Here is a 22,273-nt window from a genome sequence, read left to right on the forward strand (position 1 = left end):
CCTGCCGTGTCGGTCACCATCGGAGTGTCCAATGTCATCCCAATCCGTACTTGCATCGTCGGGCAGCAGGCTGCTCCGATCAGGCATCGTCATGCCTGCCATTCTGATTACCATCGTCGCCCTGCTCGTTGTCGCGCCGCTGCTGCGGATCGTGATGTCCACGCTGACGCCGGAAGGTCTCGACGCCTGGCAGGCAGTGCTGTTCAGCCCGCTGTCGGCCAATCTCTGGTGGCGGCCGCTTCTCAACACCATGCTGCTGGGCTTCGGCGTCGCCACCGGATGTCTTTTATTCGGAGGCTTTCTCGCCTGGCTCGTCATTTTGACGGATGCTCCCGGACGCCGTCTTCTCGGCCTTGCCGGAACGCTGCCCTATATGATTCCAAGCTTTGCCGCCGCCCTTGCATGGGGAACGCTTTTCCGCAACTCCCGGCTCGGCGGTTCGGCCGGCTTTTTTGAGACGAATGGCATCGCCATTCCGGACTGGCTCGCCTGGGGCATCGTTCCGGCGATGATCGTGCTGATCGCGCATTATTACTCGCTGGCCTATACGATCATCGCAGCGGCCCTCAGCTCGGTCGGTGCGGACCTCATTGAAGCGGGGCAGATGGCCGGCGCGCAGCGTCCGCGCATCTTCTTCGGCATCATCCTGCCCGTCGTCACACCAGCTTTGATAGCAGCATCTTCACTCACCTTCGCCGGTGCGGTAGCGAATTTCGCCGCCCCCGCATTGCTCGGACTGCCGGTGCGGATGCAGACGCTTTCGACGCGTCTTTTCGGCATGATCGAAACCGGACAGGAAGAGCGCGGCTTTGTGCTGGCGCTGCTCTTGATTGCCGTATCGGCGGCGTTGCTGTGGTTCTCCGACCGGATCGTCTCCGGCCGCCGCGCCTTCATCACCGTCACCGGCAAGGGTGGACGCACGAAACGCTTTCCGCTGGGTCGCTGGCGCTGGCCGCTTTTCGCAATCGCCCTGTCGATCGGGTTTTTGACAACCGTTGCCCCGGTGCTCATTCTTCTGGCGTCAAGCCTTGCGCCGCAGAGCGGACTTCTATTCTCGAACTGGACGCTGGCTTTCTGGATCGGAGAGGGCGGCGGCGAGATCGCCCAGGGTCAGGCGGGTATATTCCGAAACCCCGTGCTGCTCGACGCATTGTGGAACACGGTCCGCCTCGGCCTGGTGGTCGCCGCAACCACCATGCTGCTCGGGCTGGCGTTGGCTTATGTCATCGTTCAACGCCGTGGCAGCCTGCTGGCGAAGTTGCTCAGCCAGCTTGCATTCATTCCGCTGCTGGTGCCAAGCATTGCCTTTGCCGCCGCCTATATCGCGCTTTACGGCGCGCCGATCGGCCCATTGCCCTCGCTCTACGGCACCTTTCTTCTTCTCGTTCTGGCGGCGTCGGCACACAATCTTCCCTTTGCCGTGCAGGCGGGGCGCTCTGTTCTTGGCCAGATTTCGGCCGACATCGAGGAAAGCGCCAGACTGACCGGTGCAAGCCTCGTGCGCAGGCTCATGGTCATCACCTTTCCGCTGGCGATCCGGGGCCTGCTGGCGGGCGCCATTCTGGTGTTCGTCAAGATGGTCCGCGACCTGTCGCTTGTCGTGCTCTTGTTCACCTCCACATCGCCTGTGCTCAGCATGGTGGCCTATCGTTTCGCGGCGGAAGGTTTCATGCAATTCGCCAACGCCATCACGCTCATCATTCTTGTCATCTGCCTTGCCGCATCCTTCCTTGCCGATGTGCTGCAGAACCGCGTCCAGAAGTGGAAACAGTCATGATCAACGCCCCGATAGACACAAGTCACGCGGACGCAAATCCCGCAATCCGGATCAAAAATCTCGTCAAGCGCTTCGGTTCCTTCACCGCCGTATCCGATATTAACATATCGGTCCCACCAGGCGCCTTCCTTGTTCTCGTGGGTCCGTCCGGTTGCGGAAAATCCACGCTCCTGCGCATGCTGGCAGGGCTTGAAGGGCCGAGCGAAGGCGAAATCGACTTCGTCGGCAAAACGGTTTCGAGCGGCCGCCACGGGGTGATTTCAGACGCCGCGACGCGCAATGCCGGTCTGGTGTTTCAAAGTTATGCGCTCTGGCCGCACATGACCGTGGCTGGAAACATTGCCTGGCCGTTGAAAGTAGCGAAATGGCCAAAGGAAAAGCGCGACGCACGGGTCCGCGAAGTCCTGACGCTGCTGGGGATCGATATGCTGCGTGATCGTTATCCGGCGGAGATTTCCGGCGGACAACAGCAGCGCGTCGCCATTGCCCGCACCATAGCGCCAAAACCCAGCATCCTTCTCTTCGATGAACCGCTCTCCAATCTCGATGCCAAATTGCGCATCGAGATGCGCAGCGAGCTGATGCGGATACACCGGGCGACCGGAGCGACTTCCGTTTACGTGACGCATGATCAGGTCGAGGCCATGACCATGGCGACGCATGTAGCCGTCCTGAACGGCGGCCGCGTCGAGCAATTCGGCAAGCCGATCGAGCTTTTGCGCTCACCGCAAACCGCCTTCGTGGCGACGTTCCTCGGCACGCCGCCAGCCAACCTCATTCCGGTCCGGCGACAGGGGGATCACTTCGTGTTTGCCGATACGGTCATGGCGGATGCGGGGATGGCGCCTTCAGTCAACGAGGCGCAATTGCTGTACCGTGCGGAGGATGTGGTTGTCGGCTCGGTTACCGATACGCCCTCGATCGTGGCGCGCTTCGCCGAGGCCGCTCCCATCGCCGGCCAGACGATGGTGACAGCCATGATCGGCGGACTGCGCGTCACCGCCATGGCCCAGGGCCATTTTTCCTCCGTACCGGCAGAACCGGTCACGCTTTCATTCGTACGCAGTCCCGATGCGGTCTTCTCGCAGCAAGGACAAAGGATCAAGTAATGCGCCTCATTCTTCTTCGTCATGGTGAAACGCTCTGGAACGCGGAACAGCGCCTTCAGGGTCAGGACAATTCAGAGCTTTCCGAAAGGGGTATCGAACAGGCCCGCCGCTTTCGTGGATATGCCAGGGCCCTGTCACCGACCCTCGTCATATCCTCGGATCTCGGCCGGACGCGTCAGACCGTCGCGCTGATCGGACATGCCAACGCGCCGTCGGACGCAAGGCTGCGGGAACTCGATATGGGCGAATGGACGGGCCTGACCAAGGCCGAACTGATCGAGCAGCGACCGGAAGATTACAAGGCATGGCGGGCAGGAACCTTCACGCCTGACAGGGGCGAGACATGGCCCGATTTTCGCAAACGCATCGCCGCCGGTGTCCGCCACTGGCTGGCAAATGCGCAAGGTGACGTGCTTGCGGTGGTGCATGGCGGCGTGATCCGCGCCGCATGCCACGAATTTCTCGACCTGCCGCCGTCGCGCGTCATTCCGGTAACGCCTGGCACTGCAACGATCCTGAATTTCCCAAATGCCGACACCGCCACTGCTCAGCTTGAAGGTTACAATATCGGCTCCGTCGCGCCGGACGTTTCCGTTGCCGACTGAGGCATTCCAGCTATCCACGACCATGCGTCAGCCCGGATCGTTTGTGTTCGGGCGCGCCTGGCCACGCGCGGGAGGGAGGGTTTTTGCATGCAGTCCACAATCGTTCTGATAAACCTGCTGGGGGCCGTCAGCCTGCTTCTGTTCGGACTGGGCCGCGTCAAAGACGGCATCTCCCGCGCCTTTGGAGCCAGATTGCGTTACGGTCTGGCGGCTGGAACGCGCAGCGTCAGTCGATCCTTTCTTTCAGGCTTCTTTGCAACGGTCGCGTTGCAAAGTTCCACCGCGACGGCGCTGATGGTCGCTTCCTTTTCCGAAAGGGCGTTGATTGCGCCACGCATGGCGCAGATTGTAATGCTTGGGGCCAATCTTGGTACGGCGGTCACCGCCTGGATCGTTGCATCCGGGGTGAGCTGGCTGTCGCCGCTCGTCATCGTCACGGGCTACGCTCTTGGGCGTAATGGATCCGTGACGCGACAGGGAAGCGGTAATGCCCTCGTCGGCATCGGGCTCATGCTGCTGTCGCTGCATCTGCTCGATGGCGCGACGGAAACACTGAGGACATCGCCAGCGCTTTCCGCATTCATCCAGCTACTCGGAAACGCCCTGCCCGTCGCGATGAGTCTGGCGGCCATCATTGCCGTTATTTCGTCTTCAAGCCTGGCGACGATCGTGCTTATCGTGTCCCTTTCTGCGACGGGTCTTCTCCCGACGGAACTGACGATGGCGCTCGTGCTCGGCGCCAATCTGGGTGGCGCCGTACCGCCTGTCCTTGCCACCTTGTCTTCACCGACGTCCGCGCGACGTGTCACCATGGGTAATCTGCTGGTTCGGGCTACCGGCTGTCTCGTCTGCCTTCCCGTCATCGGGGTTCTGACCGACCTGCTTCGGCTGCTTCCGGTGGAGCCTGCCAATTTGCCGGTGGACCTGCATCTGCTGTTCAACCTGCTTCTGACGCTATTGGCCTTGCCTTGCGTCGCTGGGGTTTCGCTCCTCATGCGGCGTCTCGTGCCGGACGATCACCCGTCCGACGATGCGCCGCGCTATCTCGACCCGGCCTATCTGGCGACCCCCGTCGTTGCACTTGCAAACGCCACCCGAGAAGTTCTCGGTGTCGGCGATCTGATCGACCGCATGTTAAGCGCTGCTCACGATGCGCTCGACGGCGGCGACCCAAAAAAACTCGAAGAAATATCGATCTGCGAAAAGCGCATCGACAGGGTGCACCGGGAGGTGAAGTTTTACGTTTCTGCCCTGATGCGCGAAAGCCTGGAGGAGCACGATGCGTCGAGGGCGCTGGAAATCATCGATTATGCCCTTAATCTGGAACATGTCGGCGACCTCATAGAGAAAGGCGTTTTGAACCAGTTGAACAAGAAGGCGGCGCGAGGAGTAAGATTTTCCGAAGACGGCCAACGGGAACTGAGTAGGTTCTTCCGCTTATCTATCAATAATCTGCGCATCGCACAGACGGTATTCGCAACCGGTGACACCGCACTTGCACGGCAGTTGATGGAGCTGAAAGTCGATGTCCGGAAAATGGAGAGACAGTCATCCACCCGGCATTTGATACGCCTGAAAGACGGGCAGGCGGAAAGTCTTGAAACAAGCTCCATGCATCTCGATATGCTCCGCGATCTGAAAAGGATCAATGCGCATATTGCCTCTGTCGCCAATTCTATCCTCGACAGGGAGGGTCAACTTCTCGAGAGCAGAGTATTGTCCGATGGTTTAGCATCACTTGCATAAAGCACTGCTGGTACGGCAATTTCGACGTCGCTACGACCCGTCAACGCCTTTAACCCGGAAAACAGCGTGCTCTGGCAGGCTACACGATCTCAATATTGATTCCGTGCTGTCGCATTCTTGCAATGGCATCCGCCGGAACGTTTTCCGAGACGAGCACCACATCGAATACGGAAAGTTCGGCGACGTAATTGAGTGCCGAATAGTGGAATTTGCTTTCATCCACCAGGAGGATTTTCTTTCGCGCAATCGAGATCATAGCCTGCTTGGCCCGCACGACCTGCTCGTCCTGTGTAAAAAGCGAGAGGCCCTGAATGGTTGTAGTCGACAAAAGCGCCACATCAACATGAAACGTTCTGATCATGTTCTCACATGCCAGTCCGAAGAAGCCGTTATAACTCCGATGAAATTTGCCGCCGAGTCCGATCAGCTCGATGTCCTGGACGTCGCGAAGGCGGTCGATAACCGGCAATGCGTTGGTCAGAACGGTGACGGGAGCGACCTGTTCGATGAAATCGCAAACCTGAAACGTGGTGGATGAATCGTCCCAGACGACAGCATTACCAGGTTCTATGTGGCGAACGGCGGCGCGCGCCAATCGCCTCTTCTCGTCAACGTGCTGGCGCGCGCGGTAAATATAGCTGCTTTCGAACAGCATGGATTTTTCCGCAGAGACAGATCCGCGTATTCGCCGTACGAGGCCTTGGTCCTGAAGGTCGTTCAGGTCCCTGTGTACGGTCATCAGGCTGACTTTGAGCGTTTCGGCCAGGTCCTTGATTTGGGCAGAACCATTTTCCATCAGCATCCGGATGATCTCTGACCGCCGTTTTTCGGTCTTCGACAGGTTCATCTCTGCCGGTGCCTCAGTCGTCATATTCGTTTCGTGGTCGGTCATCGCATCCTCCTCCGGGCACCTTAGATGGCAATTCGGCGTCGCTCAAGCGAAATGTTAATATATCAAAAAATCAAGAAAAATGTGAAGAGTGGGATCGTCGTAAAATTGCGGCACCATACGCTTATTTCGTGGAAATAAATGTAAAAATGCCGAAAACAGAGGATTTTTACCACGTTGTTTGAAAATGATAAAGTATCAAAAAAATGAAAGCATGACCATTAAATAACATTATTTTTGAGAAAAACACATATTCTTATTGATAACTTAGTGGCGATCGCCTAGAGTTTTGTCGTCGGAGGCCCTCAGGGAGAGAGGGTGCCGGACAATCAACAAAACAGGGGAGGAGAGCATGAGCAGTATTGTGCGCAGTCGTCGCATGGTGTCGACTTTAGCCGTCGCGGCCTATCTGGCCGCATCAGGGACATCCAGTGCCGAAACGACCTTGACGTTTGTGTGGCACGCCGGCACCTGTGCCGATGCGCTTGTGGAAATCTCCAGGGACTATCCCGACAAAAGCGTGAAGATCGTGCCGGCGCTGGTTCCTTACGGGCCGGAATGGCACAACAAGATCGCGTCGGAATTCGCCATCAAGGGCGATGCCTTCGATTTTGCGATGTGGGACAGCCAGTCGACGGCTGAATTTGCCGGCGGCGGCCATGCCGTCAGGATCAATGATATTTTCGCCAAGTCGAACTATTTGAAGCCGGAGATTTTCCCTTCCGCCTCCCTGTCGCGCTATGGCGAATATCCCGATGGTTCGGGCGAATTCTACGGGCTTCCGGCCAATCAGGACGCCTATGGCCTGATGTATCGCAAGGATTTGTTCGAGGATCCGAAGGAGAAGGACGCCTTCAAGGCCAAATATGGCTACGAGCTTGCCGTGCCGCAAACCTATCAGCAGGCTCGTGACATCGCCGCCTTCTTTACCCGTCCCGAAAAGGGTCTTTACGGATGGGGGCAGATGGGCGGCCGCGAATATGATTTCGCCACGACGGCGTCGAACTCGTTTCTATGGTCGTTCGGCGGCGAGCTTTATAATCCGAAAACCTATGAGGTGAAAGGATATCTCGACAGCCCGGCCTCCATTGACGGTGTCCAGGCCTATGTCGACATGTTCAAATTCGGACCACCCGGCAGCGGCAACTGGGGTTTCGACGAGGTGAACGCCGCCTTCCAGCAGGGCCAACTGGCCATGGCGATGCAATGGTTCTACTTCAACGGCTCCAACGCCGATCCGAAGGTGAACAAATTCGCCGATCGCACCGCCTTTGGTGTACTGCCCGGCGCCGTCGGGCGCGACAAGAAGTTCCGCCGCCAGTTTTCGGTGGGTGGACAGGGCATGGGTATCAATAAATATTCCAAGAAATTGCCGGAACTGACCAAATTCATGGAGTGGTATTTCCAGCCCGCTCAGCAGGCCCGCTATGCGAAAGTGTGTCAGACCGGTTTGAAAGCCGTGCTGGAAAGCCCGGAGTGGCAGGGTCTCAATTCCTACAATCGCCAGTTTTCCGTCGCCTTGCAATATCTGAACGATTATTGGCACCTGCCGGAATATCCGGTGCTGCTCGATCAGCTCCAGGAGGAAATCTCCAACGCGGTTTCCGGCGCCAAGACCGTCAAGCAGGCCTTGTCGGATGCGGCCGAAAAGCATGAGCGCACGCTGAAGCGGGCCGGCTACGAGATCAAGCGAGGCGAGACCGTGCCGGAAGTGCCGGATCAGCTCATCTCACCGGTCGGTGTTAACGAGGTTGCTGCGGTCGATTGACCGCAGCCTCTCCCGGATGCGCGGGAAAACCTGTCCCGCGCATCCGGAAACTCATCCCTTTCCGTTTCGAAAATGCCCTTGCGAAGGGGGGAAGCATGTCCCGTTCAAGAACATCAGGGATAGATCTCGCGGCACGCTGGATTTTTCTTGCGCTGCTCGCCCTCTACACCCTCTACAATCTCGGGCCGATCCTTTGGCTCCTCATCTCGTCGTTCAAAAGCCGCATGGATTTGTTCGCCATGCCGCCCAAACTCATCTTCACACCGGATCTGACCGGTTATGAGAGCGTTTTCGGGGTAGGAGCGGCCAGGAACAGCGCTTCCGCCTATGGCGTCTTCGATGCGCTGATCAACAGCATCATTGTCTCCACCGCCGGCACGACGCTGGCGGTTTTCCTCGGCACGCTCGCCGGTTACGTCTGCTCGCGCTTCAACTTCATCGGCAAGGGCGATTTCATGTTCTTCGTTCTGTCGACGCGGATGCTGCCACCGGTCGCGGTGCTGGTGTTCTACCACCTGATGTTCGCGGAACTGGGGTTGGCGGATACGCGCCTCGGGCTTATCCTCGTCGCGGTCTTTGCCAATATCGGCCTTGCCACCTGGATCATGAAGGGTTTCTTCGACGGCGTGCCAAAAGAGGTGGAGCAGATCGCCATCGTCAGCGGCTATACCCGCATGTATGCTTTCCTGCATCTCGTCCTGCCGATGGTGAAGGGCGGCATCGCGGCCACCGCGGGCTTCTGCTTCATCTTCGCCTGGAACGAATTCGCCTTCGCGTCGATCCTGACCACCACGGCCGCCAAGACGCTGCCGGTGAAGATTTCCGCCGCATCCGGCGCGACCGGTATCGAATGGACGCAAATCTGCGCGGCCGGCGTCGTCCTCATCATTCCGGTGCTGATCTTCTTCTATCTTATCCGAAAGCACCTGCTGATGGGCATGACTTTCGGCGTGCTGGGGCGGAGATAAGCCGATGTCCGATCAAATCACCGTCAATTCAACCAATGCCGCAACTGTCGCTGCCGCTCCGGCTGCCCGCAGGCGTTCCTCCGGCCGGCTGATGATCCTCGGTTTCCTGTCGCCCAGCCTGCTGATCCTGATCTTCATGGTCGCCTATCCGATCTTTTCGCTGGTCTATTACTCGTTCTTCAACTTCTCGGCGCTGAGACCCGCCGTGGCGATGAAGCCGGTCGGCTTCGGCAATTATGCCTTCCTGCTGTCCGACCCGGATTTGTGGCAGCGCTTCGTCTTCACCGGCAAGTTCGTGGCACTGTGCGTGACCTTGCAGATGCTGATCGGCATCTTCGTCGGCTACCGGCTTCAGAAGAATTTCCGTGGCAGGGATGTCATCTTTACCGCGCTGATGATGCCGATGATGCTGTCGCCGGTCGTGGTGGGCTTCCTGTGGCGCTATATGTTCAATTCCGAATGGGGCATCATCAACTATCTCATGACCACGGTCGGACTGGCGAAGATCGACTGGCTCGGACAGACCAATGCCGCGCTGTTCGCCGCCGCCGCCGCCGATACCTGGATGTGGACGCCCTTCATCATTCTGCTCGCCACCGCCGCTTTCCGCGGCATTCCGGACACGATCTACGAGGCGGCGGAGGTGGATGGCGCAAGCGCGGCCTATACTTTCTTCAGGATCACCCTGCCGATGTCCGCGCCGGTGCTCTTCATCGCGCTGATCCTCAGGCTGATCGACAGTTTCAAGCAATACGACCTGTTCTTTGCACTGACGGGCGGCGGGCCGGGATCGAGCACGGAAACCGTTTCCTTCGCCGTCGCCAAAACCGCCTTCAGCTATTTCTACACCGGCGAGGCGTCGGCGCTGGCGGTGGTTCTGCTGGTCATCATCATCGGCCTGTCGATGATCCTGGTGCGACATCTCAACAAGATGGGCGAGAGGTTCTGATCCATGGCTGAAATCCGTCTCGAAAACCTCAATATCGAATTCGGCGCGTTCAAGGCCGTGCAGGATGTCAACCTGACAGTCAAGAACGGCGAGTTCGTCGTCTATCTCGGCCCCTCGGGCTGCGGCAAGACGACCACCCTGCGCTCCATCGCCGGGCTTGTCGCCGCCACCTCCGGCGACATCCGCTTCGACGGGCAGCGCGTCAACGATCTGTCGGCAAGCGAGCGCAACATCGCTATGGTGTTCCAGTTCGTCTCGCTCTACCCGCATCTGAAAATCCGCCAGAACATCGCATTCCCACTGAAAGCGCGGGGCGTGGCGAAAGCGGAGATCGCCCGCAAGCTCGACTGGGTCACGGAGATCTTCAAGCTCGGCGATGATCTCGACCGTTATCCGGGAGCGTTGCCGCCCGGTGTGCGCCAGAAAGTCGCGCTCGCCCGCGCCGTGATCCGCGATCCCGCCGTGCTGCTGCTCGACGAGCCGTTGTCGGCCATCGACGAGCAATTCCGCGAGGAGATGCGCTGGGAACTCGGCCATCTGCAGCGCCAGCTTGGTGTGACGACGATCTATGTCACCCACGATCAGCGCGAGGCAATGTCGCTCGCCGACCGTATCGTCCTGATGAGCGACGGCCGCATCGTGCAGGTGGCGGAACCGGATGCGATGTTCCTCGAACCCGTCAGCGTCTTTGCCGGCCAGTTCATAGGTTCGCCGAGCATGAACCTTATCGACCTTGAACCAAACGGTGGGGGCCTGAAGCTTGGCAGGAATGGCGCCGTGACATTGATCCCGGAAAAGGACGGCATTCCGCCATGGGTTCTGAAAAGCCAGCGGCCGCTGAAACTCGGCATCCGCCCGCTGAACATCCATCTCGTTGATTCCCGCCGACAGGGCGACGGCGTCGCTCTCCCCGTGGACGATGTCTATTCGGTCGGCCGCGAACGCTTCTTCACCTTCCGTATCGGCGATGCGCTGTGCCAGGGCGTCGACAAGCGCGATGCAAAGGCCAGCGGCACGGCGGGTCAGGTGCATTTTTCGCCGGAAGGCTTTCTGTTTTTCGACGCGGAGACCGGCCGCCGCGTCACCGGGGAGGCGACACTATGAACACGCCGATGCTCAGTCTCAAGGGGTTGGTGAAATCCTACAAGCGCAAGCCGGCGCTGAACGGTCTCGATCTCGACGTGGCCGACAATGAAATCTTCGCCCTGCTCGGTCCGACCGGGGCGGGAAAGAGTTCGACGCTCTTGGCCTCGGCTGGCCTCATCGATCTCGATGGCGGCAGCGTCCATCTTGGCGGCCGGGACGTGACCGATATCGATCCTTCCGGGCGCGACGTATCCATCGTCTTCGAAGGGTTCAACCTTCTGCCGGTGCTCGACGTGAAGGACAATATCGCCTTTGCGCTGCGGTCTCCGACCTATCGCGAGAAGGAGGACGAGATTGCCCGGCGCGTCGGCCGTACCGCCGAACTGTTGCGCATCTCGCATCTCTTGAACCGCGATGTCGGCACGCTGTCGGGCGGCGAGCGCCAACGCGTGGCCATCGCCCGGGCGCTGGTGCGCCGGCCGAAGCTGTTTCTGCTCGACGAGCCGCTGTCGGCGCTCGATCTGAAACTGCGCGAGGGCCTGCGGGCGGAATTGCGGCAGATTCACCGCCAGCATCGCTCCACCATGCTTTACGCGACGCATGATTATCACGGCGCCATCGCCATTGCCGACCGGATCGGCATCATCGACGGCGGCGTCATCCAGCAGGCGGGCACGATCGCCGAAATTTACGCCCGGCCCGCCAGCGTCTTCGTCGGCAAGCTGATCGGCAGCCCCTCCATGGCTTTCTTCTACGCGGCGGTGGAGGACGGAAAAGCCCACCTGCCGGGCGGCCAGGGCGTGGAGCTTTCGTCGCTCGGCGGTCTTACCGGTCGTCCGGAACGGGGGGTTCTCGTCGGCGTCTGGCCGGAGGATCTGGAGATCGTTGCGCCCGATACACCGGGCACGACCGCGGGCCGCGTCTATGCCGTCGACAATCGCGGTTTCGAGCGCGCCGTTCAGGTCGATGGTCCGGCAGGCTCATTCCGCAAGGTTTTGGCGCCCGGCGTCGAGCTGAAACAGAACGACAATTGCGCGTTTCGCATTCCGCAAGGGGCCGCGTTTCTCTTCGACGCCGCGAGCGGCAAGCGCATTTCGCAGCAGCATGGGGAGGTGGCGCGATGAAAAAGGCAGGCACGCTCGGCTGGTTCTACCGGCTGGCCAATACGCTGATCCTTGGCGGTTTCGCCATGCTGTGCCAGCCGTTCACCCATGACCTGTTCGTGGTGGGTTTTCCGGTGCTGCTTTCCGGCGTCATTCTGTTCATGGTTCTGGATCACGTTCCGGACAATCTAACTTCATCGGGCCAGTCATAATTGTGGGAGACGGTAATGGCGAAAGCCGCAAAGAAAATCATCAACGACCCGAAGAACGTCGTGGAGGAAATGCTCGAAGGTCTCGTGCTGGCCAATGACGGGCGGGTGGTGCGGGTGCCCGGATACGCCGCCATCGTTCGCACCGATCTTCCGGAAAGCAAGGTGGCGCTGCTGATCGGCGGCGGCTCCGGTCACGAGCCGTTGTTCCACGGTTTCGTCGGGCGCAACATGGGAGACGGTGCGGCCTGTGGGCAGGTCTTCGCGGCTCCGTCTCCGGATATCATCTGCGCGGCGGCGAAAGCCGTCAATCGCGGCCGGGGCATCCTGTTTCTCTACGGCAATTATGCCGGCGACAACATGAATTTCGACATGGCGGCCGAGCTGCTCGCCGATGACGGCATCGAAGTGCGAACGGTGCGCGTCTGCGATGACGTCGCCGCCGCGCCGCCGGAACGCATGCATGACCGTCGCGGCATTGCCGGCGATCTCTTGATGATCAAGGTGGCGGGCGGCGCGGCGGCCGAACTGGATACGCTTGAGGAAGTCGAGCGCGTCGCGAGGAAAGCCGCCGCCAATGTGCGCTCGATGGCGGTCGCCGTCTCGCCCGGATCGATCCCGCAAACCGGCAAACCCACTTTCGAACTAGCCGATGACGAGATCGAAGTGGGCATGGGCGCCCATGGCGAGGCGGGGATTTCCCGCCAGAAGCTCGCGCCCGCCGATACCGTCGCCGACCAGATGATGGAGAAAATTCTGGCCGACCTGCCCTTTGCCAGGGGCGACGAGGTGGCGGTTCTCATCAACAATCTCGGGGCCACCACGATGATGGAGATGCTGATCGTCAATCGCCGTGTCCGCCGGATTCTCGAAGAGCGCGGCATCGGTGTTCATCGCACGGATGTCGGCACCTTTGTGACGACGCAGGAAATGGCGGGTTTTTCCGTAACGCTGCTGAAGCTCGACGCGGAATTGAAACATTATCTCGATCTGCCGGCGGATTCGCTCGGCTATTCCAGAATGTGAGGGGGCCTCATGACAGAGATGATCAAGACAGAGACCGCAACGCTCGATCTCGCACGGACGGTGGCATTGCTCGATCACGTATCGACCCGGATGATCGAGCAGGTGGATATTCTCACCGATGCCGATCTCGCCATAGGTGACGGCGACCACGGTATCGGCATGCAACGCGGCTTCGAAGGCGCGCTTGAGAGCCTCAGGACATCCCCTCCCGAAACCATAGAGGAAGCTCTTCGCGCAGTCGGCAGCAGCATTCTTTCCAGAACGGGCGGTGCGGCGGGGGCGATATTCGGCACCCTTTTCCGTTCCGGTTCGAAAGCGCTTGCGGGCAAGAATGCGATCGATGCCGGCGGTTTCGCCGATTTTCTAGAAACCGGTCTGGATGCAGTGCTGAAACGCGGCGGTGTCACCGAGGGGCAGAAAACCATCATCGACGCGCTGGCGCCGGCGGCTCGCGCTGCCCGTATCTCGGCTGGCGGCTCACTACCGATAACGATCTCTATGGCAAGCCGGGCGGCGGATGACGGTGTGGAGGCGACGAAGGGAATGATCGCCACCACCGGGAAGGCGCGCTCGCTCGGCAAGCGCAGCATCGGCCATCCCGATCCGGGCGCGATTTCTGTTTCGCTGATTTTGAAGGCGATGGACGATTTCGTCAGATCGGCCTGAGGGTCCAACCATAAGCAAGGAAAGGATATATACCATGGCGGACTTAGACGACATCAAGGATGGCAAGGACTGGGGGCGTGAGCGCCCCGCTGACACAAGCCGATTCTTTCTGAAGGGTGCGGCCCATCACGACTGGGGGATGAAGGCGCGGCTTTCGCGAATCTTCAATCCAAAGAGCGGGAAAACCGTAATGCTGGCCTTCGATCACGGCTATTTTCAGGGGCCCACGACAGGGCTGGAGCGGATGGATATCACCATCGCGCCGCTTGCCGAACAGGCCGATGTGCTGATGTGCACGCGCGGCGCACTGCGCGCCACCATTCCTCCGGAGGTGAACCGGCCGGTCGTGTTGCGTTGCTCGGGCGGTAATTCGATTCTGACCGAGCTTTCCAACGAACTTGTCGCCGTCGATATCGACGATGCGATCCGGCTCGGCGCAGTGGCGATGGCGGCGCAGGTCTATGTCGGCGCCGAATATGAACACAAGTCGATCGGCAATGTCGTGAAGCTGATCGACGAGGGCACGCGTTATGGCATTCCGACCATGGCGGTGACGGGCGTCGGCAAGGCCATGGCGAGGGATGCCCGTTACTTCGGGCTGGCGACGCGGATCGCCGCCGAGATCGGCGCGCAGTTCGTGAAGTCATATTATGTGGAGGAAGGTTTCGAGAAAGTCGTGCTCGGTTGCCCGGTGCCGATCGTGATCGCCGGCGGCAAGAAACTGCCGGAACGTGAAGCACTGGAAATGGCGTGGCTGGCGATCGATCAGGGGGCGGCGGGCGTCGATATGGGCCGCAACGTCTTCCAGTCGGAAAATCCGTCCGGCATGCTGGCGGCGCTTGCGGCGGTCGTCCACCAGGGCGAGACAGCGGAGCGGGCTTACGAACTCTTTCGCGATACCAGAAAGGCGGTAGCGGCATGATCGGGGACATTTCGCTCCCGCTTCCCGGCGATGCGGTCGAAGGCCGTGTCGTCGCCATCACCGGTGCCGCGAGCGGCATCGGCCGCGAGGTCGCACGCGTCTTCGTGCAGGCCGGCGCCACTGTCGTCGCCCTCGATATAAACGGGCAGGGACTCGGTGAACTCGTCCAGTCGCTTGGATGCCATTCCCGTTGGTGTGATGTAACCGATCCCGCTTCGGTGGAGGAAGCGTTTCAATTCATCGATGCCGCCTTCGGGCGGCTCGATATCCTCGTGTCGAATGCCGGCTCCGCGCAGCAGGGTCCAATCGGCGACATATCGGTCAGTGACCTGAGACGCAGCTTCGATTTGAATTTCTTCGGTCATCAAAACGCCTGCCAGGCGGCGATCCGGTTATTCCGGCGGCGCGGTGAGGGCGGCACGATCCTCTTCAACATCTCCAACCAATCGGTCAATCCCGGCAAAGATTTCGGGCCATATGGCATTCCTAAAGCCGCGACGATGGCATTGATGAAACAATATGCGCTGGATCATGGCAGGGAGGGGATACGCGCCAACGGCGTTAACGCTGGCCGGATTCGGACCGGGCTGATGACCGACCAGATGATCGTCGAGCGCGCAGAGGCGCGGGGCATGACACCTCACGACTATATGGCGGGCAATCTGCTGGGGGTGGAAGTACTTGCGAGCGATGTGGCCGAAGCTTTTCTTCACCTTGCGCGGATGGGTAAGGTCAACGCGGTTGTGCTGACGGTGGATGGTGGCGCGATTGCCACCTCACTTCGGTAGATGAATGAGATTAAGATGGACGGCGAGCCCGTAAAACTCCTTGGGGGTGGTCCTGAAATCGGAGTCGAGGGTCACCGTCTCATCGGTGGTCGAGACTGCTTCTTTGAGCCTATGCACATCGTTGGCTGTCGCCGCAGGGCGGGTAGGCTCAATTAAAATCCTTCAACGCGGGATAAAGCCCGCTCTGGCGGACGGAGAGGGCTTGCCAGTCGTCGCGCGTGGAGAAATCGGGATCAACTTGCGCAGACAGTCGGGTCATGGCGTTGGTTGCCGTTGCGAAATTTTGGTACCAGCCATGGCCGACGGCTGCACTGATGCCTGCGCCCAGCGCGGAAGCTTCATTGGAAAGGCTGCGGATGACCGGCAGGCCGCTGGCGTCCGCGACCATTTGCAGCCACAGTGAATTGTCGGCCCCGCCGCCGATAACGAAGATGCGGTCCGCTTCAACCTTCGCCATGCGCATCTGCTCCAGCGACCGGACGAATTCCAGCGTAATCGCTTCCATCGAGGCGCGATAGAGATGACCAATGCCGGTCTCCGGACCCATGCCAACGAAGGCGGCACGCGCGTTCATGTCCCAGTGCGGATCCATGCAGCCGACGAGATAGGATGAAACGGTGACGCCGCCGGAGCCGACCGGCAACAGGCGCGCCTGCGCTTCGAGCCGCCCGAAAATCTCCGCGTTACCGCGGCCGCCGGCAAAGGTATCGAATAGCCAGTTGATGAAATAGGCTCCCCCGCGCTGGCAGTTCTCCAGCAGATAGCCCTCTCCACTCGGGGATGTCAGGGTTCGCCAGTATCGGCTGAGTTCGGCCGTCGGCGACCACAGCCCGCCAACCACGGCAGTTCCGAGATTGAGATAGGCGACACCCGGGTTGATGGCGCCGACGCCGAGAGCTGCACAATGGCCATCACCGCCGGCGGCATAGACGGGCGTACCGGCCCTCAGGCCCGTCAGCAGCGCGGCTTCCTGCGTTACATGACCGATGAGAGATGCGGGGCGATGGACAGGTGGAAGTTTCGCAAGCGGAATGCCGAGATGATCGAGAATTTCTTCCGACCAGACCTTCTTCTCTATGTCGAAGATGCCGAAGGGGTCACCGCTCGTCCAGCTCGCCTGTGCTTCGCCGGTGAGCTTCAGGACGAGAAAATCGTGGACGCTGAGAATCTGTGCGGTCTTGTCTAAAAGGGCCGGATCCGTCTCGCGCAGATAGCGCAGACGATAGACGCAGGGGATGACATCGACCGGCTTTCCTGAAATAGCGTGCAGTCGGTTAGCGCCGATTTCTCGTGCCAGTACCGGAACAGTCTCGTTTGCACGGCGGTCCAGCCAGAGGGTCGCTGGAGCGAGCGGTCTGCCGTCGATGTCGAGCAGAACCATGGTTTCGCGCTGGTTGGAAATGGCGATGCCGTCGATTCTGTCGGGAGAGACCTGTCGGACTACGGCTTTCAGCGCATCGGTGGCCGCCGTCCACCAGTCCTCGGCGTTCTGCTCGGCTTTCAGTGGGTCCGGTGCGCTGATGGAATGCGGCGCGCGGCCCTCGGCGCGCGGCGTGCCATTCATGGCCCAGGCGATCGCCTTGACCGACTGGGTCGATGAATCCATGCCGATGACATAGCGTTCCCTGTCCTGCATAAGCACTCCTCCCATCCCCGTGCCGTCTTCCCCCGACCCAGTTCATTCGCTGTTTTATGCCCCTCTCCCACCGGGCGGCGTCTTCCCTCGCCATCCGGGTGTCGTGCAGTGCGCCTCAGCCGGACAACAAAATTTCGGCCGTTGCGATGTCAGTCACGAAATGCGTCGCATAACCGGCCTCCAGCGTCGCCCTGATCGCGGCAATTTTCGCTGGCCCTCCCGCCAGGCAGATGCGGTTGCGCACCCGGCGCAGCTCATCGAGCGTGATGCCGACCATGCGCTCGTCATGATCCCCGCCGAGCGGGCGGCCGTCCGCACCAATGAAGCGGCCGATGATGACGGCGACCGCTCCACGCGTCACATAGTCATCCATCTCTTCCTGGCTGGCGATGCCCGAGAGACGCACCGTACTTTTCGGTCCGATATCGCCGACCCCGAAAAGAACATGATTGGTCGAATGCACCAGTTCCATCTGTTTCTTGAGGATCGGTTCGGCAAGAAGCTGGGCCTTGAGTTCCCGCGTTGTCAGAAAAGCGGGCGCGAGCAGGTTGACGCATCGCGCATGAATGCGGTTCGACAGGAGCGAAGTGCAGAATTCCGGCGAGAAATCCCGCTCCCCTGTCGAGCTTCCAGAAACCTGTACCACGGTGAGGTCGTTGATCGGCCGGGTCAGCGAAATGCGGTCGGCGGCGGCCAGCACGGTGCGTCCCCAGGCGACGCCGATCGTATCGCCATCGACCAGCATATCGGCGAGGACTCGCGCCCCGGCGTCCCCCAGCCTGTCGGAGAGGTGCTGCTCTTCGCCGCCCGGTATGACGAAGGCGCCGTCGAGACGATATTTTTCCATGAGCGCCCGGGCAATCGTGGTGCGGCTGCCAGCGGCCGGGCTGATGTTCACCGAGACGACGCCGCGCTCCCGGGCTTCCTGCAAATAGTTCACGATAGTCGCGCGTGAAACGCCAAGCTGTTTGGCGATTTCGCTCTGGGTCATCTGGTCGGCATAATAGAGCCAGGCGGCCCACATGATTGCGTCATCGAATTCCGTGGGCACGAGGGCCCCGGTCTCTCCGGTTGATCTTCCTGAAGTTTTTTCCTGCGTCATGAACCTATCTGGCGCATGACGATGTCATTTGTCAACTAGTGTTGTCATGTGTATTGACAAATGACAGCCTATGTTGTCACTTGTTGAAAACATACATTCGAGGTGGGGTTGGAGATGGAAACTGCAAGGACGGGGACGTGGGGGGATGCGCCTGCGGGAGGCTGGACGGCCTTGATCGACGAGGTCGTCGCCGGCGACTGGACCAACCCTGAAACCGGCAAGCGCGCTAGGGTTCCCTATGAGAAGATCGTCATCGAAGACAATCTCGACGGCGCGGAGGCAAGCCTCGTCGCAAGCCTCAATCTCGGCAATCGCTTTACCGTTGTTGCCGATCCAGATACCTGGGATGCCATGGGTTCGCGCGTGGCCAATGCGCTTGGGACGCTCGGCCCGGTCGAAACGGTCATCCTCGATCATCCCCATGCCGACATGGCCGCCGTCGCGGACCTGACCGAAAAGCTGAAGGATGCCGAAGCAGTCATCGCCGTCGGTTCCGGCACGATCAATGATCTCTGCAAGTTCGTGACCGGCAAGACGGATCGGCGTTACGCCGTCTTTGCGACAGCCGCGTCGATGAACGGCTACACCTCGACGACAGCCTCCATCACGCTGGACAACGGGTTGAAGGTGTCACTGCCGTCCCATGCGCCGGCGGGTTTCTTCGTCGATCTCGGCGTGACCGCCGCTGCGCCACGTTTTCTTTCGGCCTCCGGCTTCGCGGATTGTCTGGTGCGGTCCGTCGCGCAGATCGACTGGTGGATGTCGCACCGTCTGCTCGGCAGTCTCTATTCAACTGTTCCCTATATTCTTCAGGAAAAGGATGAGGCTGAGTTGAACGCCCGCGCACATGGCCTCGCTGCCGGCGATGTCGCTGCCAATGGCTATCTGCATCGCGTGCTGGCATTTTGCGGTCTCGGCGTGTCCTTCACCGGCATGTCCAACCACGGGTCGATGGGCGAGCACCAGATTTCCCACTATATTGATTGCTTTGCCGGCCGGCGTCATGGCGGCACGCTGCACGGGCAGCAGGTCGGTGTCGCGACGCTGACGATGGCGCGTCTGCAGGCGCATTATCTTGCCAGCGAAGCGCCGCCGGTTATCCGTCCTACCATTATCGACCCGGCTGACATGGCGCGGCGCATGGGCGGCGATATCGCCGCGCATTGCCTCGCCGAAATTCAGCCGAAACTCTTCGACGCGCGCGCCGCCGCTGCGATAAACGAGAAATTCGCCGAATTATGGCCTGTTCTTCGCGAAGAATTGAAGGCTTTCGCCCTGCCGGTTTCAGAAATGGAGCGGCTGCTTCGCGAAGCCGGCGGCCCGATGACGGCTGCCGATCTCGGCCTGCCGGTCGAATTTTATCGCGAGTCGGTTCTCCATTGCCGTGAGATGCGCAATCGCTATTCCTTCCTCGATATCGCCGCCGACGAGGGCATCCTCGCGGATTTCGTGGCTGGGGAGGCCTGATCCGATGAAGGCGATCGCGGACATGCCAATCGATATCGCCCGCCGCATCGCGGTGCTGTTTTGCGATATCGACGATACGCTCACCAATGAGGGGCGTCTTCCGGCTTGCGCTTACGAGGCGCTGGAACGGCTGACGCGGGGCGGCATTGCGGTGGCACCGATTACCGGCAGGCCTGCCGGCTGGTGCGACATGATCGCCCGCCTGTGGCCGGTTGCCGGGGTTGTCGGCGAAAATGGCGCCTTCTATTTCTCCTATAATGAGACAGCACGCCGCATGCGTCGTGTGTTCGCCATTGAAGACGGTCAACGCGCCCACGACCGGGAAAGGCTTGAAAGGGTTCGCGCCCGCGTGCTGGCCGAAGTCTCCGGTGCTGCGGTGTCCGCCGACCAGCTTTATCGCGAAGCCGATCTCGCTATCGATTTCAGTGAGGATGTGCCGCCCCTGCCGGTTGCCCATATCGACCAAATCAAACGGATTTTCGAGGAGGAGGGCGCTGTCGCGAAAATCTCGTCCATTCATGTCAACGGCTGGTACGGCGCTTACGACAAGCTGACCATGGCTCGCCGTTTCGCGGCCGAAATCCTCGATCTCGACATCGATCGGGAGCGCGACCGCGTGGTCTTTGTCGGCGACAGCCCGAATGATGCGCCGATGTTCGGTTTCTTTCCCTATGCCTGCGGGGTCGCGAATGTTCTTCAATTTCTCGGCCGCATCGATGCGGAGCCGGCCTATGTGACCGTCAGGGAAGGCGGCCACGGTTTCGTGGAGGTTGCGGATCATATCCTCGGCGCGCGCGGCGGAAGGAGTGCGGCATGACGGAACCGGTCTACGATCTCGTCATCATCGGCGGCGGCATCAATGGCACGGGCATCGCGCGCGACGCCGCCGGCCGTGGCCTGAAAGTGCTTCTGGCCGAACAGGCCGACCTGGGCTCCGCGACATCGTCAAATTCGACGAAACTTATCCATGGCGGCCTTCGCTATCTGGAACAGTACGAGTTCAGGCTCGTGCGGCATGCTCTTGAGGAACGCGAACGCCTGTGGGCGATTGCGCCGCATATTATCTGGCCGCTGCGGTTTGTTTTGCCGCATCGCAGGGGGCTGCGTCCGGCATGGCTGCTGCGCCTCGGCCTGTTCATCTACGACCATCTGGGTGGACGCAAGCTTTTGCCGGCGACCACGACGCTTCGGTTGAGAACGGATCCCGCCGGCGCACCGTTGCGCGACGTTTCGTCGGTCGGCTTCGAATATTCAGACTGCTGGGTGCAGGACAATCGTCTCGTTGTCCTCAATGCGCGCGATGCGGCGTCGCTGGGCGCGGATGTGCGCGTTGGAACGCGGTGTGTCTCCGCCCGCCGCGACGGCGGGCTGTGGCTTGTGCGGCTTCAGGATGCCGAGACCGGCGTCGGCAGCGAGGTCCGCGCCCGCGCCATCGTGAATGCGGCCGGCCCCTGGGTCGACAAGGTCGCCTCCGGTGTCGCGGGTATCTCTTCGTCGGCGCGGGTCCGTCTCGTGCAGGGTTCGCATGTCGTCGTGCGCAAGCTTTACGATCACGACCGCTGCTACATCTTCCAGAATCCGGATGGCCGCATCTTCTTCGCCATTCCCTATGAGGAAGATTTCACACTGATCGGTACGACCGACAGGGACTACCACGATGCGCCGGAAAAGGTCGGAGCCTCAGGAGAGGAGATCGACTATCTCGTAGCGGCTGCTTCATCCTACTTCAAGACTGGGCTTGCCGCGGCGGATGTGGTCTGGACCTATTCCGGCGTGCGCGCCCTTTACGATGACGGTGCTGCCAAAGCGCAGGAAACGACGCGCGACTATGTGCTGCTGCTCGACCGGCCAGGCAACGAAGCGCCGATCCTTTCGGTCTTCGGCGGCAAGATCACCACGTTTCGATGCCTTGCGGAAGACGCGCTCGACGAGCTTGCCACGATCTTTCCTGTCTGGGCCAGAGATCGCGGCTGGACCGCCAGACGTCCATTGCCGGGTGGCGGCTTTGCCGTCGGCACGGTCGATGAGGTCATATCCTCGGTTCGCGCCGATTTCCCATTCCTGTCGGACCGGGAGGCGCGCCGACTGGTCCGCCACTATGGCCTAGAGGTAAGAGACGTCCTCGGTGCCGCGAAGAGCAGAGTAGACCTCGGGCGAGATTTCGGGGGCTCCCTGACGGAAGCGGAAGTGAACTTTCTGATGGATCGGGAATATGCGCGCACCGCTGCCGATGTGGTCTGGCGGCGCACGAAATCGGGTCTGCGAATGACGGCTGAGGAGATCGAGGCGCTCGAGAGCTGGATGCGCGCTCGCCGCTCCTTTCCAGGGAGGGTGAGCGCCGCACGATAGGAATGCCGCCGCCCTGGGAGAGGCAGGCGCAGAAGCGGGTAAAACGGATTTCCGTGGCTATGACAAAAGAGGAAGACGCGGAGCGCCAGGCGTGTTCGGCGATCATGC

The 22,273-nt window shown here is 60.5% G+C and carries 20 protein-coding genes; 17 read left to right on the plus strand and 3 right to left on the minus strand.

Annotation, left to right across the window (positions count from 1 at the left end):
• Window positions 1-31: 31 nt before the first annotated feature.
• The 4 genes from ACQZ5G_RS17430 (at window position 32) to ACQZ5G_RS17445 (ending at window position 5,237) form a co-directional block, all read left to right on the plus strand.
• Window positions 32-1,777 carry an ABC transporter permease gene (locus ACQZ5G_RS17430; protein WP_448738425.1) on the plus strand — a complete coding sequence of 582 codons (1,746 nt, stop codon included), beginning with the start codon at window positions 32-34 and terminating at the stop codon, window positions 1,775-1,777.
• On the plus strand, window positions 1,774-2,886 hold the full coding sequence (locus ACQZ5G_RS17435) for an ABC transporter ATP-binding protein (RefSeq protein WP_448738426.1): 1,113 nt from the start codon (window positions 1,774-1,776) through the stop codon (window positions 2,884-2,886). Before ACQZ5G_RS17430 ends, ACQZ5G_RS17435 begins: the two co-directional genes overlap by 4 nt.
• Window positions 2,886-3,491, plus strand: a complete 606-nt coding sequence (locus ACQZ5G_RS17440; protein WP_448738427.1) for a histidine phosphatase family protein — start codon at window positions 2,886-2,888, stop codon at window positions 3,489-3,491. Before ACQZ5G_RS17435 ends, ACQZ5G_RS17440 begins: the two co-directional genes overlap by 1 nt.
• 87 nt (window positions 3,492-3,578) lie before the next feature.
• Window positions 3,579-5,237 carry a Na/Pi cotransporter family protein gene (locus ACQZ5G_RS17445; RefSeq protein WP_448738428.1) on the plus strand — a complete coding sequence of 553 codons (1,659 nt, stop codon included), beginning with the start codon at window positions 3,579-3,581 and terminating at the stop codon, window positions 5,235-5,237.
• Window positions 5,238-5,316: 79 nt separating this feature from the next.
• On the opposite strand, the gene ACQZ5G_RS17450 is transcribed toward ACQZ5G_RS17445, so the two are convergent.
• Window positions 5,317-6,129, minus strand: coding sequence for a DeoR/GlpR family DNA-binding transcription regulator (locus tag ACQZ5G_RS17450; protein ID WP_003523978.1), 813 nt, complete (start codon window positions 6,127-6,129; stop codon window positions 5,317-5,319).
• Window positions 6,130-6,478: 349 nt separating this feature from the next.
• Here ACQZ5G_RS17450 and ACQZ5G_RS17455 point away from each other — a divergent pair, with 349 nt between their 5' ends.
• From ACQZ5G_RS17455 to ACQZ5G_RS17500, 10 genes are all read left to right on the plus strand, one after another.
• Window positions 6,479-7,894, plus strand: coding sequence for an ABC transporter substrate-binding protein (locus ACQZ5G_RS17455; RefSeq protein WP_448738429.1), 1,416 nt, complete (start codon window positions 6,479-6,481; stop codon window positions 7,892-7,894).
• A gap of 95 nt (window positions 7,895-7,989) precedes the next feature.
• Entirely contained in the window at window positions 7,990-8,862 is an 873-nt protein-coding gene (locus ACQZ5G_RS17460) for a carbohydrate ABC transporter permease (protein WP_003523980.1), read from the plus strand.
• Between the two features lie 4 nt (window positions 8,863-8,866).
• A complete protein-coding gene (locus ACQZ5G_RS17465) occupies window positions 8,867-9,811 on the plus strand; it encodes a carbohydrate ABC transporter permease (RefSeq protein WP_448738430.1) in 945 nt (314 codons plus the stop codon).
• Window positions 9,812-9,814: 3 nt separating this feature from the next.
• The gene (locus ACQZ5G_RS17470) at window positions 9,815-10,915 is read left to right on the plus strand and encodes an ABC transporter ATP-binding protein (protein ID WP_448738431.1); all 1,101 of its coding nucleotides are present in this window, start codon (window positions 9,815-9,817) and stop codon (window positions 10,913-10,915) included.
• Window positions 10,912-12,021: an ABC transporter ATP-binding protein gene (locus tag ACQZ5G_RS17475; protein WP_448738432.1), complete on the plus strand. Its 1,110-nt coding sequence runs from the start codon at window positions 10,912-10,914 to the stop codon at window positions 12,019-12,021. Before ACQZ5G_RS17470 ends, ACQZ5G_RS17475 begins: the two co-directional genes overlap by 4 nt.
• Window positions 12,018-12,212: a hypothetical protein gene (locus ACQZ5G_RS17480; RefSeq protein ID WP_003523984.1), complete on the plus strand. Its 195-nt coding sequence runs from the start codon at window positions 12,018-12,020 to the stop codon at window positions 12,210-12,212. Before ACQZ5G_RS17475 ends, ACQZ5G_RS17480 begins: the two co-directional genes overlap by 4 nt.
• Window positions 12,213-12,227: 15 nt before the next feature.
• Window positions 12,228-13,235, plus strand: coding sequence for a dihydroxyacetone kinase subunit DhaK (locus ACQZ5G_RS17485; RefSeq protein WP_448738433.1), 1,008 nt, complete (start codon window positions 12,228-12,230; stop codon window positions 13,233-13,235).
• A 9-nt stretch (window positions 13,236-13,244) separates the two neighbouring features.
• Window positions 13,245-13,901, plus strand: coding sequence for a dihydroxyacetone kinase subunit DhaL (gene dhaL / locus ACQZ5G_RS17490; protein ID WP_448738434.1), 657 nt, complete (start codon window positions 13,245-13,247; stop codon window positions 13,899-13,901).
• A 34-nt stretch (window positions 13,902-13,935) separates the two neighbouring features.
• Window positions 13,936-14,823 (plus strand): 3-hydroxy-5-phosphonooxypentane-2,4-dione thiolase, encoded by an 888-nt coding sequence (lsrF, locus tag ACQZ5G_RS17495; protein ID WP_448738435.1) that lies wholly within the window; start codon window positions 13,936-13,938, stop codon window positions 14,821-14,823.
• A complete protein-coding gene (locus ACQZ5G_RS17500; protein WP_003523988.1) occupies window positions 14,820-15,611 on the plus strand; it encodes an SDR family oxidoreductase in 792 nt (263 codons plus the stop codon). The genes lsrF and ACQZ5G_RS17500 overlap by 4 nt, the downstream gene beginning before the upstream one ends.
• A gap of 148 nt (window positions 15,612-15,759) precedes the next feature.
• Here ACQZ5G_RS17500 and ACQZ5G_RS17505 read toward each other — a convergent pair whose 3' ends face one another.
• The gene (locus ACQZ5G_RS17505; protein ID WP_448738436.1) at window positions 15,760-17,247 is read right to left on the minus strand and encodes a xylulokinase; all 1,488 of its coding nucleotides are present in this window, start codon (window positions 17,245-17,247) and stop codon (window positions 15,760-15,762) included.
• 115 nt (window positions 17,248-17,362) lie between these two features.
• Entirely contained in the window at window positions 17,363-18,349 is a 987-nt protein-coding gene (locus ACQZ5G_RS17510) for a sugar-binding transcriptional regulator (RefSeq protein ID WP_035239878.1), read from the minus strand.
• A 114-nt stretch (window positions 18,350-18,463) separates the two neighbouring features.
• On the opposite strand from ACQZ5G_RS17510, the gene ACQZ5G_RS17515 reads away from it, so the two are divergent.
• The 3 genes from ACQZ5G_RS17515 to glpD are packed head-to-tail and all read left to right on the plus strand — an operon-like array spanning window position 18,464 to window position 22,165.
• The gene (locus tag ACQZ5G_RS17515) at window positions 18,464-19,816 is read left to right on the plus strand and encodes a sn-glycerol-1-phosphate dehydrogenase (RefSeq protein WP_448738437.1); all 1,353 of its coding nucleotides are present in this window, start codon (window positions 18,464-18,466) and stop codon (window positions 19,814-19,816) included.
• Window positions 19,817-19,820: 4 nt separating this feature from the next.
• On the plus strand, window positions 19,821-20,633 hold the full coding sequence (locus tag ACQZ5G_RS17520; RefSeq protein ID WP_448738438.1) for an HAD-IIB family hydrolase: 813 nt from the start codon (window positions 19,821-19,823) through the stop codon (window positions 20,631-20,633).
• A complete protein-coding gene (gene glpD / locus ACQZ5G_RS17525; protein ID WP_448738439.1) occupies window positions 20,630-22,165 on the plus strand; it encodes a glycerol-3-phosphate dehydrogenase in 1,536 nt (511 codons plus the stop codon). The genes ACQZ5G_RS17520 and glpD overlap by 4 nt, the downstream gene beginning before the upstream one ends.
• Window positions 22,166-22,273 lie beyond the last annotated feature (108 nt).

Source organism: Agrobacterium sp. 22-214-1 (genome assembly GCF_053522465.1).

Coding starts and splice junctions, on each gene's coding strand:
- ACQZ5G_RS17480 (WP_003523984.1), top strand. CDS start 12,018: ATGAAAAAGGCAGGCACGCTCGGCTGGTTCTACCGGCTGGCCAATACG.
- ACQZ5G_RS17460 (WP_003523980.1), top strand. CDS start 7,990: ATGTCCCGTTCAAGAACATCAGGGATAGATCTCGCGGCACGCTGGATT.
- ACQZ5G_RS17505 (WP_448738436.1), bottom strand. CDS start 17,247: ATGCAGGACAGGGAACGCTATGTCATCGGCATGGATTCATCGACCCAG.
- ACQZ5G_RS17515 (WP_448738437.1), top strand. CDS start 18,464: ATGGAAACTGCAAGGACGGGGACGTGGGGGGATGCGCCTGCGGGAGGC.
- ACQZ5G_RS17470 (WP_448738431.1), top strand. CDS start 9,815: ATGGCTGAAATCCGTCTCGAAAACCTCAATATCGAATTCGGCGCGTTC.
- ACQZ5G_RS17465 (WP_448738430.1), top strand. CDS start 8,867: ATGTCCGATCAAATCACCGTCAATTCAACCAATGCCGCAACTGTCGCT.
- ACQZ5G_RS17445 (WP_448738428.1), top strand. CDS start 3,579: ATGCAGTCCACAATCGTTCTGATAAACCTGCTGGGGGCCGTCAGCCTG.
- dhaL (WP_448738434.1), top strand. CDS start 13,245: ATGACAGAGATGATCAAGACAGAGACCGCAACGCTCGATCTCGCACGG.
- ACQZ5G_RS17455 (WP_448738429.1), top strand. CDS start 6,479: ATGAGCAGTATTGTGCGCAGTCGTCGCATGGTGTCGACTTTAGCCGTC.
- ACQZ5G_RS17475 (WP_448738432.1), top strand. CDS start 10,912: ATGAACACGCCGATGCTCAGTCTCAAGGGGTTGGTGAAATCCTACAAG.
- lsrF (WP_448738435.1), top strand. CDS start 13,936: ATGGCGGACTTAGACGACATCAAGGATGGCAAGGACTGGGGGCGTGAG.
- ACQZ5G_RS17520 (WP_448738438.1), top strand. CDS start 19,821: ATGAAGGCGATCGCGGACATGCCAATCGATATCGCCCGCCGCATCGCG.
- ACQZ5G_RS17450 (WP_003523978.1), bottom strand. CDS start 6,129: ATGACCGACCACGAAACGAATATGACGACTGAGGCACCGGCAGAGATG.
- ACQZ5G_RS17435 (WP_448738426.1), top strand. CDS start 1,774: ATGATCAACGCCCCGATAGACACAAGTCACGCGGACGCAAATCCCGCA.
- ACQZ5G_RS17440 (WP_448738427.1), top strand. CDS start 2,886: ATGCGCCTCATTCTTCTTCGTCATGGTGAAACGCTCTGGAACGCGGAA.
- ACQZ5G_RS17500 (WP_003523988.1), top strand. CDS start 14,820: ATGATCGGGGACATTTCGCTCCCGCTTCCCGGCGATGCGGTCGAAGGC.
- ACQZ5G_RS17485 (WP_448738433.1), top strand. CDS start 12,228: ATGGCGAAAGCCGCAAAGAAAATCATCAACGACCCGAAGAACGTCGTG.
- glpD (WP_448738439.1), top strand. CDS start 20,630: ATGACGGAACCGGTCTACGATCTCGTCATCATCGGCGGCGGCATCAAT.
- ACQZ5G_RS17510 (WP_035239878.1), bottom strand. CDS start 18,349: ATGACGCAGGAAAAAACTTCAGGAAGATCAACCGGAGAGACCGGGGCC.
- ACQZ5G_RS17430 (WP_448738425.1), top strand. CDS start 32: ATGTCATCCCAATCCGTACTTGCATCGTCGGGCAGCAGGCTGCTCCGA.